At 62.1% G+C, this 12,033-nt stretch carries 13 protein-coding genes; 6 read left to right on the top strand and 7 right to left on the bottom strand.

Going from position 1 to position 12,033, the window contains the following annotated elements; translation table 11 throughout:
• Positions 1 to 72: 72 nt before the first annotated feature.
• Positions 73 to 942 carry a LysR family transcriptional regulator gene (locus BMZ10_RS27260; protein ID WP_093469989.1) on the top strand — a complete coding sequence of 290 codons (870 nt, stop codon included), beginning with the start codon at positions 73 to 75 and terminating at the stop codon, positions 940 to 942.
• 49 nt (positions 943 to 991) lie between these two features.
• On the opposite strand, the gene BMZ10_RS27265 is transcribed toward BMZ10_RS27260, so the two are convergent.
• From BMZ10_RS27265 to BMZ10_RS27280, 4 genes are all read right to left on the bottom strand, one after another.
• Positions 992 to 1,897, bottom strand: a complete 906-nt coding sequence (locus BMZ10_RS27265) for a helix-turn-helix transcriptional regulator (protein WP_093469934.1) — start codon at positions 1,895 to 1,897, stop codon at positions 992 to 994.
• Between the two features lie 96 nt (positions 1,898 to 1,993).
• Positions 1,994 to 2,683 carry a fumarylacetoacetate hydrolase family protein gene (locus BMZ10_RS27270; protein WP_093469938.1) on the bottom strand — a complete coding sequence of 230 codons (690 nt, stop codon included), beginning with the start codon at positions 2,681 to 2,683 and terminating at the stop codon, positions 1,994 to 1,996.
• A 128-nt stretch (positions 2,684 to 2,811) separates the two neighbouring features.
• Positions 2,812 to 3,576, bottom strand: coding sequence for an SDR family oxidoreductase (locus BMZ10_RS27275; RefSeq protein WP_093469941.1), 765 nt, complete (start codon positions 3,574 to 3,576; stop codon positions 2,812 to 2,814).
• 58 nt (positions 3,577 to 3,634) lie between these two features.
• Entirely contained in the window at positions 3,635 to 4,567 is a 933-nt protein-coding gene (locus BMZ10_RS27280; protein ID WP_093469945.1) for a 2-hydroxyacid dehydrogenase, read from the bottom strand.
• 429 nt (positions 4,568 to 4,996) lie between these two features.
• On the opposite strand from BMZ10_RS27280, the gene BMZ10_RS27285 reads away from it, so the two are divergent.
• The gene (locus BMZ10_RS27285) at positions 4,997 to 6,136 is read left to right on the top strand and encodes a glycerophosphodiester phosphodiesterase (protein WP_093469993.1); all 1,140 of its coding nucleotides are present in this window, start codon (positions 4,997 to 4,999) and stop codon (positions 6,134 to 6,136) included.
• 111 nt (positions 6,137 to 6,247) lie between these two features.
• Here the strand turns inward: BMZ10_RS27285 and pyrF are convergent, their stop codons facing one another.
• Positions 6,248 to 6,946: an orotidine-5'-phosphate decarboxylase gene (gene pyrF, locus BMZ10_RS27290; protein WP_177182243.1), complete on the bottom strand. Its 699-nt coding sequence runs from the start codon at positions 6,944 to 6,946 to the stop codon at positions 6,248 to 6,250.
• A gap of 442 nt (positions 6,947 to 7,388) precedes the next feature.
• Between pyrF and eat the strand changes: the two genes are divergently transcribed.
• Positions 7,389 to 8,753: an ethanolamine permease gene (gene eat / locus BMZ10_RS27295; protein WP_093469952.1), complete on the top strand. Its 1,365-nt coding sequence runs from the start codon at positions 7,389 to 7,391 to the stop codon at positions 8,751 to 8,753.
• Between the two features lie 171 nt (positions 8,754 to 8,924).
• Positions 8,925 to 9,092: a DUF2897 family protein gene (locus BMZ10_RS27300; protein WP_093469957.1), complete on the top strand. Its 168-nt coding sequence runs from the start codon at positions 8,925 to 8,927 to the stop codon at positions 9,090 to 9,092.
• 119 nt (positions 9,093 to 9,211) lie between these two features.
• Here BMZ10_RS27300 and BMZ10_RS27305 read toward each other — a convergent pair whose 3' ends face one another.
• Both BMZ10_RS27305 and BMZ10_RS27310 read right to left on the bottom strand, forming a co-directional pair.
• Entirely contained in the window at positions 9,212 to 10,042 is an 831-nt protein-coding gene (locus tag BMZ10_RS27305; protein WP_093469960.1) for a substrate-binding periplasmic protein, read from the bottom strand.
• 89 nt (positions 10,043 to 10,131) lie between these two features.
• The gene (locus BMZ10_RS27310) at positions 10,132 to 10,764 is read right to left on the bottom strand and encodes a TetR/AcrR family transcriptional regulator (protein WP_093469964.1); all 633 of its coding nucleotides are present in this window, start codon (positions 10,762 to 10,764) and stop codon (positions 10,132 to 10,134) included.
• 305 nt (positions 10,765 to 11,069) lie between these two features.
• Here BMZ10_RS27310 and BMZ10_RS27315 point away from each other — a divergent pair, with 305 nt between their 5' ends.
• Positions 11,070 to 11,612 (top strand): 3'-5' exonuclease, encoded by a 543-nt coding sequence (locus BMZ10_RS27315; protein ID WP_093469967.1) that lies wholly within the window; start codon positions 11,070 to 11,072, stop codon positions 11,610 to 11,612.
• Positions 11,613 to 11,700: 88 nt separating this feature from the next.
• Positions 11,701 to 11,988: a pyrimidine/purine nucleoside phosphorylase gene (locus tag BMZ10_RS27320; RefSeq protein WP_093469971.1), complete on the top strand. Its 288-nt coding sequence runs from the start codon at positions 11,701 to 11,703 to the stop codon at positions 11,986 to 11,988.
• Positions 11,989 to 12,033: the final 45 nt, after the last annotated feature.

Below are 12,033 nucleotides of genomic sequence, written 5' to 3' on the forward strand. Positions count from 1 at the left end.
GTGGCTGAACGGCACTATAAGCTTGCGGTCTTGCAATCAGAATGGGCGCCCAAGCAAGTGATCAATGCAGCGATGCACTATCGAATCAACCACGCCGACCTCACGTTGATCCTCGCACTGGTGCGCGGCAAGACCCTGTCCCGCGCTGCCGAACTGCTCGCCGTCGACGTGTCCACCGTGTTCAGGTCAGTGCGTCGGCTCGAGGCAGCGGTGGGCACCGCACTGTTCGACAAAAGCCGCGCCGGCTATCAACCCACGAGCGCCGCGATCGCGCTGGCGCAACAGGCCGAAAGCGCCGAGCAGGCGTTGACGCTGGCGCAGATCAGCCTCGAGCAAGGGCAGCACATCGTCAGCGGCACGGTTCGCCTGACCTGCACCGAAGCGGTGTTGCAAAGCCTGTTGTTGCCTGCACTCACGCGGTTCATGCCGAACTATCCCGGGCTGCAGCTGGAACTCAATACGTCCAGCACCTTCGCCAACCTCAGCCGCCGCGATGCGGACATCGCGCTGAGGCTGACCGACGCGCCCCCGCAGCATCTGGTTGGCACGCGCCTGGGAACGGTGTCGTACCGCGTGTGTGCCAGCGAGGACTATGTGGCCCGCCAGGACGATCTGACGCTGGAGAACCTGCACTGGATCGCCCCGGATGATTTCCTGCCCGATCACCCGACCGTGACCTGGCGCCGACAACGATTGCCGAAGGTCAAGCTCGCCTATCGCTGCAGCTCGATGCTGGCGGTGGCGCAACTGGCGCGTGCAGGCATGGGCGTCGCGGCGCTGCCTGACTTCATGTTGCGCGACGCAGGCTTGCAGCAGTTGAGCGGGCCGCTGGAAGGTTATGACACCGCGCTGTGGGTACTGACGCGACCGGACTGTCGGGCATTGCGATCAGTGTCGGCACTGTTCAGCGAACTGGCCCGAACGATTCGACTGCACGACTGACCGGCCTGTGGCGGTTCAGGCTGAGCTGTCCGATGGCAGGCAACAAGGGTCAGACGCCGCGATGTTCGCGCCGGAACTGACCGGGCGGGACGCCATGGGCCTTGCGAAAACGTCGGGAGAAATACGCTTCGTCAGCAAAGCCGCAGGTGTCTGCGATGTGACTCAGGGGCTTGTCGCTGTTCATCAGTTGCGTGCGCGCCAGGCGCATCCGGCGCTCGAGCACCAACTCGGAAAACGTGCTGCCGGTTTCCTTGCGCAGCAGGTGCGTCAGGTAATTGGGCGAAAGAAACGCGGCCGCCGCGGCATCGGTCAGGGTCATCGTCGGCTCGGCGATGTGCTCGCGGATGTAGGCCATGACCCTGCCCATGGCGTCGCGGCGCCCTCTGCGCTCGGCCTTGTTCGCCGACAGCGCCAGCAACGGCGCCTCGAACAGGTTGCAGACCTTGCCGATCAGTTGCAGCAGGCAGCCGCGCAAAATCGATCCGGAACCCAGTTGCCGCGTCTGATCGAGCTCGCGCATCTGGGTCAGCAATGCCGTCACGTCGGCGAAGTCAGCGTCGTCGAGGATGAAATCCAGATGTTCCTGAAAGCGGAACGGTGCCAGTTCCGGCGCCTCGGCGAGTGAGACGTCTTCGAGGTCCATCGGATCGCACTGCAGATGTTGCAGGAGAAACTCCTGGGAGAAGTTGATCAGCACGAAATTGCCGTCCTCCGGATGCGGGATGACGTGCAGCCGATGCGGCAGGATGAATGCCAGAGTGTTGCGCGGGAACGGCCGGATGGCGCCGCCAATATGCTGCACGGTGTCGCCGCCGAGGTTGATCTGGATCTGGAAGTATTCGTGACGATGGGGCGCGGTCAGCGCCGGTCGCGCCGACTTGTCACGGATATAGAAATCCATGCGGTCGCTGCGCTGCTGCATGCCGTAGGTCTGGATGCGGGAAGGGTTGGCCATCGCGGACACCTGAGTCGCCGGTTCGAACCGCCGCATGTTAGGGCACGTGCGGCCGTCGAACCAAGCGATTGTTGTGTCACGGCAGGTGCGTGGCGGTCAGCCGAGGGTCAGACTCAACTCGGCGATGCCTTCGATCCCGGCCGTGACCACATCACCGCGCTGTAGCGCGCCGACGCCCGCCGGCGTGCCGGTGTAGATCAGGTCACCGGCTTTGACGCCAACCGACTGCGACAGGTAAGCGATGACGTCCTTGACCGGCCAGATCTGGTCGGCCAGGTCTCCGCGCTGGCGGCTCTGGCCGTTCACGTCGAGCCAGATTCCGCCGGATTCCGGATGGCCGACCTTGCTCACCGGCAGCAGCGCCGTGGCGGGTGCCGACGCATCGAAGGCCTTGGCCCATTCCCACGGGCGCCCCATTTTCTTGGCTTGCGCCTGCAGATCGCGGCGCGTCAGATCCAGACCCACGCCATAGCCCCATACATGGCTCAGCGCATCCTCCGGGCTGATATTCACGCCGTCTTTGCCGATGGCAACGACCAGCTCGATCTCATGGTGCAGGTCTTCGGTCAGCGGCGGATACGCAATGCTGCCCTCCGCCGGAACCACGGCATCGGCCGGTTTCATGAAAAAGAACGGCGGCTCGCGATCAGGATCGTGCCCCATTTCCCGAGCGTGCTCGGAATAGTTGCGACCGACGCAGAATACGCGACGGATCGGAAAGCGGCTGGTGGTCCCGGCCACCGCCAGCGATGGCGTGGCGACCGGTGCGATGACGAATTCGCTCATGATCAAGTCCTCGTTTGAAATGGATCGGCATGGCGCCATTCTGCGCATACATGAATCGACCGGGTTGGACAGATCCCAGAGGTTATTGGACGAAACAACGGTGCGCGAGCTGACGGCGGGCGGCTGCCTCAGCCACGCCCCACGAACGGCATGCTGCTGGCCATGACGGTCATGTTCAGCACGTTGGCCGACAATGGCAACGCGGCCATGTAGCTCACCGCGTCTGCCACGTGCTGGACGTTCATGGTCGGCTCGACCTCCAGCGTCCCGTTGGCCTGCAACACGCCCTTGGTCATGCGATCGGTCATCTCGGTGAGCGCATTGCCAATGTCGATCTGACCGCAGGCGATGTTGTAAGGCCGGCCATCCAGCGCCGTGCTTTTGGTCAGCCCGTGCACCGCATGTTTGCTGGAGGTATACGGCGCGCTGAACAAACGCGGGGTGTGCGCCGAAATCGAGCCGTTGTTGATGATCCGCCCGCCCTGCGGCACTTGCCGGCGCATCAGGCCGAATGCGCCGCGCACGCACAGAAACATCCCCGTGACATTGGTGTCGATGACGTTCTTCCACTGCTCGACCGACAGCTCATCCATCGGCACCGCAGGTGCGCCGATGCCGGCGTTGTTGAACGAGACATCCAGTCGGCCAAAGGTGTGTTCGATGGTGGCGAACAGCGCATCGACACTGGCTGGATCGCGCACATCGGTGGGCACCGCCAGGGCTTGCTGCCCCGCCGCTTTCGCTTGGTCCGCCAAGGCCTGCAACGGTTCGGAACGTCGCCCGGCCAGCACCACCGCGAAACCATCGGACAGCAACTGCAGCGCCACGGCGCGGCCAATCCCGCTGCCGGCGCCGGTGACGAGGGCGACTTTCAATACGGCTGGAGCAGACATACACGTTTCCTTTTTTTGTAAGAGTGAGCATCCGATTGCGAAGAGCTGCGGCAGTGCGTCAGCTGTAAACGGGCGTCAGCACAGGCTTGCCCGCATAGAACGCCAGCAGGTTGTTGGCGACCATCTGCACGGTGTCCCGCGAGGCCTCAGGCGACAGGCCCGCCAGATGCGGCGTCAGCACCACGTTGTTCAAGGATTTCAATGCATCGGGGACCTGGGGTTCGTCGTCGAAGACATCCAGCGCCGCCCCGGCCAGGCGGCCGTGCTGCAAAGCGTCGATCAGCGCCTCGGTGTCCACCACGCTGGCCCGCGCGATATTGACGATGAAGCCCTCGGGGCCAAGCGCCTCAATGGCGGCAGCATCGATCAAATGCCGGGTAGAGCCGCCACCTGGCGTTGCGACGACCAGAAAATCGGCGTCGCGGGCCAGTTGCAGAGGCGTCGCGCAGTAGTTGAAATCGACATCCGTTCGCGCCGAGCGGCTGTGATAATGGATCACCATGTCGAAGCCCAGCGCCCGCCGAGCGATGGCCATGCCCACCGCACCCAGACCGAGAATGCCCAGGCGTTTGCCCGCGAAGGACGGCCGCGAGACCTTGCGCCACTCATGGCGACGTACCGACGCGTCGCTCTGCGCGATGTCGCGCACCAGTGACAGCAGCAGCGCCATGGCGTGATCGGCGACGCTCGGCGCGTTGACCCCGGCGCCGTTGGTCACGGTGATGCCCCTCGCCTCGGCGGCGGCCAGATCGACTTGCTCGTAGCCGGCACCGATGACGCAGATGATCCCGAGTCGCGGCAGCGCAGCCATCTCCTCGGCGGTAAATCCCAGCGGCCCACGGGTCAGCACCGCGTCAATCTCATCGCCCCCGCTTGCCACCGCTTGCGCCCGCATCGCCGGGGTCGGGGCCAGAATCAGGCGAAACCCGCTGTCTTCCAGAATCGGCAAATACTCGTTCACGCTTTCGACCAGCACCAACACCGTCTTCATCTTCACTCCGCTGCGCACATTGGGATGGACAGACAGTAGCGTGACTCCCCGCGGTTTTCACCCCTGATATCGATTTGCGTCACCCGCCGCCCCGCACGCGCAAGCGTCTGGCACAGCAGCTGCGAGGCGATCCGGACGGCCTGCGCCGCGGGGGCATCGGTGAATCAGCGACGCGTCATGCGCAGGCACGCTTGCGGGTTGAAAAGTCGCGGCCGGACGTTTTAGCGTCATGAAAAATGCTGACACTGCACAGACCCTCTCCCATTACGACAACGTGTCTGCGTCAACGACAGCCGGGTTGCCCGCACCGACGCCAACTGTTATTGGTCACAGCGATGGGCTGAACGATCAGTTGCGACAACGATGTGCCATGCAGTGCCCGATCTCACTGCGCCATGAACGAACATGCACAAAAGGAACGTCAAAACCATGTTGAAAGGAATAACCAGAACGTTGAGCACCGCCGCCATTGCCGGTGTGATGTTGTCGTCGGGGTTGGCGCTCGCCGCCAGCGAGCCGGCCAGTAACCCGGGCAAGGCCTTGGCCGCGAAGGCCGGTGTGCCCTGGCCTGCGGTCATTGCTCACCGCGGCGCCTCGTTCGACGCGCCTGAGGAAACCATCCCTTCTTACACGCTGGCCCGCGAACTGGGCGCCGACTATCTGGAAATGGACATCCAGCGCACCAAGGACGGCGTGCTGATCGCGCTGCATGACGACACGCTGCAACGCACCACCAACATCAACGAGGTCTTTCCAGACCGGGCGACTCAGCCGGTGAGCAGCTTCACCCTTGAGGAACTCAAGCGTCTGGACGCTGGTTCCTGGTTTAACACGGCCTACCCGGACCGCGCCAGAGCGAGCTACGCCGGGCTGAAAATTCTGACCCTGGATGAAGTGATCGACATCGCCGAGGGCGGCAAGAACAAACCCGGCCTGTACATCGAAACCAAAGTGCCGACGCAGTTTCCCGGCATCGAAGAAGACCTGAAAAAGAAGCTCGATCAGCGCGGCTGGCTGAGTGAGCGTCCGGCCGCTGAAAAAGGCCATGTCAACGTCGCCCACATGCCCGGCCGGGTCGTGCTGCAGACGTTCGAGAAGTCGAGTCTGGAGTTGCTGCAGAAGAGCATGCCCGACACGCCTAAAGTGCTGCTGCTTTGGTTGGGCGATGGCTCGATTGCCGCTGCTTCCGAGACGTCCTTCAAGGATTCCGGGGCCAAGGACAAGGCGAGCTTCTACGCGAGCCAGCAAGTCAAATCGAAAGAGGAGTTCGCTGCCTGGATGGACTGGGCCAAGGCACACGGAGCCATAGGCACCGGCCCCGCCTCTGCGCTGAAAAACGGCGGCGATCAGAGCTACATGGACCTGGTGAAACCGTGGATGAACAAGATGGCTCATGACCGAGGCCTGATCATTCATCCCTACACCGTGGACGACGCGGTGGATTTCAAGGCGATCAGTGCCAACGGCGTGGACGGCTTCTTTACCAACCGCACCTCGGAACTGCTGAAGTTCTACGGTCGGCCGTCGAAGGAAAGCATGGAGTCGATCTTGAAGCGGATCGGCTACTGACGGCAACGGGTGCAGCGCACCCGTCTGTGCTGACGACGCGGCCGTACGCTGGCTGACGATTGGCCGAACAGCGGCATCAAGCGGCCGCTGAATGCCAGCGTTGCGCCAGCGTCACGCCAGTTCGGCCACCACCGCCGCCAGCGCCTTCGCCGGGTCGGCGGCCTGGCTGATCGGACGGCCGATGACCAGATAATCGGAGCCGGCATCCAGCGCCTGACGAGGCGTGAGGATGCGGCGTTGATCGTCCTGCGCGCTGCCTGCCGGGCGAATACCCGGCGTCACCAGTTGCAGCGACGGGTGCGCGCTCTTCAGCGCCTGGGCTTCCAGCGCCGAGCACACCAGGCCGTCCATCCCGGCCTTTTCCGCCAGTGCCGCCAAACGCAGCACCTGCTCCTGCGGCTCGATATCCAGACCGATCGCCGCCAGGTCTTCACGCTCCATGCTGGTCAGCACCGTCACGCCGATCAACAGCGGCTTGTGCCCGCTGCGCTGATCCAGCACATCGCGACACGCGGCCATCATGCGCAAGCCACCGGAGCAGTGCACGTTGACCATCCACACGCCCATCTCGGCGGCGGCCTTGACCGCCATCGCCGTGGTGTTGGGGATGTCGTGGAATTTCAGGTCCAGAAACACTTCGAAACCCTTGTCGTTCAGGGTTTCGACAATGCCGGACGCGCTGCTGGTGAACAGCTCCTTGCCCACTTTGACCCGGCACAGTTTCGGGTCCAGTTGATCAGCCAGTTTCAACGCGGCTTCGCGGGTCGGGAAATCCAGGGCGACGATGATGGGGGTCTGGCAGGCGGACATGAGCGGGTTCTCTGGCAAGTCGAAATCGGCGCGCATTGTAGCTGAAGCAGCCCTGAGACGGGACCCGGTGATCGGTAAATGGCGCAAGGAATCTGCCACCGTCGACTGCACCTCATCGCCGATATCCTCCAGACGCTGCGGCTCGCGAAGTCTGCTATGGGGCGAGCTGATTGGCGATTGGCCTGCATGACCGGTTTACTGTGTACCTGCGAACGATCGTCTGCGAGTCAATTGGTGCCTGCGAGCGGCGCAGGCCTCAGTGCCTCTTAAGCAGCCACGCCGCGGCATTCTGCTCACAAATCGCGCACGATGACGCCGAGTTCGCCGAATAAGCATCCCGTAAGCGACCCGATTGGAAACATTACGACATCGCTTTCGGCCACTGGCATGACCGCTGCAATGCGCTACCTCCTGATGATCCAATCAATCCAGGGAGTGACGCATGAATACGCAACTGAAGCCCACGCTGGGCACGCTGCATTTGTGGGGGATCGCTGTCGGTCTGGTGATTTCCGGTGAATATTTCGGCTGGAGCTACGGCTGGGGAGTCGCCGGAACGCTCGGGTTTCTGCTGACGTCGCTGATGGTTGCGGCGATGTACACCTGTTTCATCTTCAGTTTCACCGAGCTGACGACCGCCATTCCCCATGCCGGCGGACCGTTTGCCTACAGCCGACGGGCGTTTGGCGAGAAAGGCGGCCTGATCGCAGGCCTGGCCACGCTGATCGAGTTCGTCTTCGCGCCGCCGGCCATTGCCCTGGCGATCGGCGCCTACCTGAACGTGCAGTTTCCCGCCCTGGACCCTAAACATGCAGCGGTCGGCGCCTACATCGTGTTCATGACCCTGAACATTCTCGGCGTCAAACTGGCCGCCACCTTCGAACTGGTCGTCTGCGTCCTCGCCGTCCTTGAACTGCTGGTGTTCATGGGCGTGGTCGCGCCTGCATTCAGCTTTTCCAACTTCGCCCTCAACGGCTGGGCCGGTTCGGACAGCTTCGGCGCCCCGGCCATTGCCGGGATGTTCGCGGCCATTCCGTTCGCCATCTGGTTCTTCCTTGCAATCGAAGGCGCGGCGATGGCGGCCGAAGAAGCCAAAGACCCCAAGCGCACGATTCCGAAAGCCTACATCAGCGGCATCATTACTCTGGTTTTGCTGGCGATGGGCGTGATGTTCTTCGCAGGCGGCGTGGGTGATTGGAAAGCCCTGTCAAACATCAACGACCCGCTTCCACAAGCGATGAAAGCGGTCGTCGGCGAAAGCTCGGGCTGGTTGCACATGCTGGTGTGGATCGGCCTGTTCGGTCTGGTGGCGAGTTTCCACGGCATCATTCTGGGCTACTCGCGGCAGTTCTTCGCGCTGGCCCGCGCAGGCTACCTGCCCGCTTCGCTGGCGAAGCTGTCGCGTTTCCAGACGCCCCATCGGGCGATCATCGCCGGTGGCCTGATCGGCATCGCGGCGATCTACAGCGACGGCCTGATCAATCTGAGCGGCATGACGCTGACGGCAGCCATGATCACCATGGCCGTGTTCGGCGCCATCGTCATGTACATCATGAGCATGTTGAGCCTGTTCAAGCTGCGCAAGAGCGAGCCGCTGCTGGAGCGCACCTTCCGCGCACCCGGCTACCCGATCGTGCCGGGGATTGCGCTGGTGCTGGCGGTGGTCTGCCTGATCGCGATGGCCTGGTTCAACGCGCTGATCGGCCTGATCTTCCTGGGGTTCATGGCCGCCGGCTTCATCTACTTCGGCATGACCGGACGCGCGCGTTCGGCGGCGCCCGCCGACTCGATGCTGACCGGCGTCTGAATCGACAGCCCACCGCCGCAGCACGGCTTGCGCAACTGATGGCAAGCCGTGCCACAGCGACGCCTCATGCCGGCCACTGAAGTGACTTCCGTGATCAGGCCGGACATCTCCTACAATTGAACCACTGGACAGCGCCGCTGCTCCAACCGGTATCACAAGAAGGAGAGCCCTATGCCCTGGTATGCCTGGTTAATTCTGGTCGTTGCAATCGGCTCGATCGTCGGCGGTTTGCTGATGCTCAAGGATTCAGCAAAAAAACTGCCCCTGACCGAAGAACAGCTCAAGCGTGTCCATGAGCGCAACGCTGAAATGGATGCCAAGGAAGCGCGGGACCGTTGATGAACCGTGTGGGAGCGCCGAACTGCGCTCCCACATGCCTGCTGCAGCGCGACATCCTCACCATGACTACCCGGGCAAGCGCTATCGCCAGCCTGAGTCAGTGCCTTGCCTCTGCCCTATCAATCGCCATCGCTTGAGCTGTCCTGCGCGATCGAATGATGCGTGGCCTGTGGTGTCACGGCGATGCGAAACGGCTGGAAGATCTTGAACATCTGCCCGTTCTCACGCAACTGATTGAGCAACAGGCTGAACTGCTCGCCGGTGATCGGCGCATTCGGGCGCAACAGCGCGAAGTGGCGATAGACCTGATCCACGCGGTCCGACACCAGAAACTCGTCGGCGTCCTGAGGGTTGTTGGCCATGAAGGTGCTGAGGTAGGAACGGGTCACCAACGCGACGTCGGCGCGATCACGCATTACCATCAACAGGTTGCTGTCGTGCGAATACGTCAGCGACGCGTTGTAGTGTTCGGCAAGGAACTTGGGATCGGCGTTGAAATCCGCGAACGCATAGTGATAGCCGCTGAACAGCGCCAACCGCTTGCCATGCAGATCGTCAAAAAAAGCCTGAGTACGCCCGGGAATCTTGTGGGCCACGAAGATTTCGGCATCCTCCAGGCCCATGTCGACATCCTCGTGAGCGATGCCCTTCCAGCCCCAGCCGGGGTTTTCGAAAATGGCCATGTCGAAACGGGCCTGCTGAAAGTCGCGGAAACGACGCGGGATCGATGTGGGCACCATCTCGAAACGGTAGTCGCTCTGCATGGCGTTGAGCGCACTGACCATCTGCGGCAGCAGCCCGGTGTCTTCACCGCGTTCAGGGCGAATCGTATAGGGCGGAAAGTGCGCGGCGCCAATGCGCACGACCTGAGCCGCCCCCGCCTGCCAGGCCCACAGGGTCGTGGTCGCCAACAGCAGCGATTTAAAAGCCATCCGCACCGGCGTAGACATCAAGACAAGGCACCTCATGCGAATCGGAGTACGTAAGCTATGCGTTTGCGAACGATTAGACAACGGTCAAACAGGCGTAAAAATCACATTTATTCACATCTTGCCTCTTTGAGCAGCAACATCAGTGCCTGCTCGGCAAGTTGCTCCAGCGTCAGGCTGCCGCCGGTACGAAACCAGGTGGTGGTCCAGGACAACGCACCGGTCAGAAATCGCCGGGTAACGAACATATCGCCGGCAATCAGCCCAGCTTCCTTGGCCTCGCCCAGTACCTGCAGCCACACCTGCTCGTACGCGTCGCGCAGCACCAGAATTTTCGCCTGCCCGTCGGCAGACAGCGAACGCCACTCATAGACCATCACAGCCATGGCCTCGCCGGTGCCGCCCATGATTGACTGCAACTCGCATTTTATGAGCGACAGCACGCGCGCCCGGACACCAGTGGCCTTGTTCAGCGCGGCGCGCATGAGCGCCGTGTTGTAGATTGCCGTCTGCTCCATCACCGCGCAGAGAATCTCGTCCTTGCTGCGAAAGTGATGAAAGATGCTGCCGGACTGAATACCCGCCGCGGCCCCCAGATCCCTCACGGTCGTGCGCTCGTAGCCCTTCTCATGGAACAAGTGCGCCGCCACCTGCAGCAGCTTGCCGCGCGCGCTGTCGGGATCCGTGATCAGGCCCTGCCCGACCAGCTCGCGCATGACCGTCCAGGCACTGTGTTCGTCCACCGTGAACTCCCGGGATTGGCGAAGGAAATTTCTGATACAAACAGCATGGGCCGCGCGGCAATTTATGCTGAGCGCGTTAACCAAGCAAGCGCTCGGGCGACCACTGGCGCGTTGTTCGTGGTAAAAATTCCCACACGAAGCAAACAATCGTCTGCCGCGCGAGTCCCAGACTGGGTTATTCCGCGTCGCCGAGCCTCTTTCGCCTGTTCCCGATGCGGGACGGACGAAGACAGTTTTCTTACCGTCCGGACCGAATATGACTACGCTCCATGGCGGTGCCACGGGTTAAAAGACTGGAGTTAGAGATGCCCCACTGGTTGGTGATAGATCTGGAGGCCACCACTGAAGAGGGCGGATGGCCAGTGGCAGAAATGGAGATCATTGAGATCGGTGCATCCGTGGTCAATCAGACCGGGCGTGAGGTCGACCACTTCGAGCGCTTCGTACGGCCTGCGCGCAGGCCGCAACTGACGCCGTTCTGTCGGGAGCTGACGCATATCCAGCAGAGCGCCATCGACGCCGCGTTGCCACTGACCACGGTCTGGCCGCAGTTCGAGCGCTGGCTCAGTCATCATCGCGCGCGGTTGGTAGGCTGGACGAGTTGGGGCGACTACGACCGTCAGCAACTGGAAGTGGAATGGCAGCACCACCAGTTGAGCAGCGAGCTTTCACGGCTTGCGCACATCAATCTGAAACAGCGCTTCGCGCAGGCACGCCAGTTGAGCAAACCCTGCGGCCTGAATGCCGCGCTGCAGCTGGCGGGAATGCATTTCAACGGCCAGCAGCACCGGGCGTTGTCGGACGCGCGCAATACCGCACGGTTGTTACCGTTAGTGATTCCAGGCTAGGCGTGACGCAATTATCAAAGCGGATGACGGCCTTTTGTACGTTGGGCATACTGTCCGACCTTTTGCACCCCTTCCAAGGAGATCAGCCATGTTCAAGGTCAACGAGTATTTCGACGGCACCGTCAAGTCCATCGCCTTCCAGCAAGCCGAAGGTGCAGCGACCATCGGCGTCATGGCTCCCGGGAAATACAACTTCGGCACCGCTGATCGCGAAATCATGCACGTCATCTCGGGATCGCTGAAGGTTCTGTTGCCGGGTAGCAGCGATTGGGAAACCTTCGAGGCAGGCGACCAGTTCCGTGTTCCGGCCAACAGCAAGTTCGATCTTGAGGTCAGCGTCGAAACCGCTTACCTGTGCGAATACCGCAAGGACTGATCGGGCTAGACGCGAGCCTTCCCGGCTAAAGCCGGACCTACGAAA

It is taken from the genome of Pseudomonas sp. NFR16 (assembly GCF_900108875.1).
In the GTDB taxonomy this organism is placed as follows: Bacteria; Pseudomonadota; Gammaproteobacteria; order Pseudomonadales; family Pseudomonadaceae; genus Aquipseudomonas.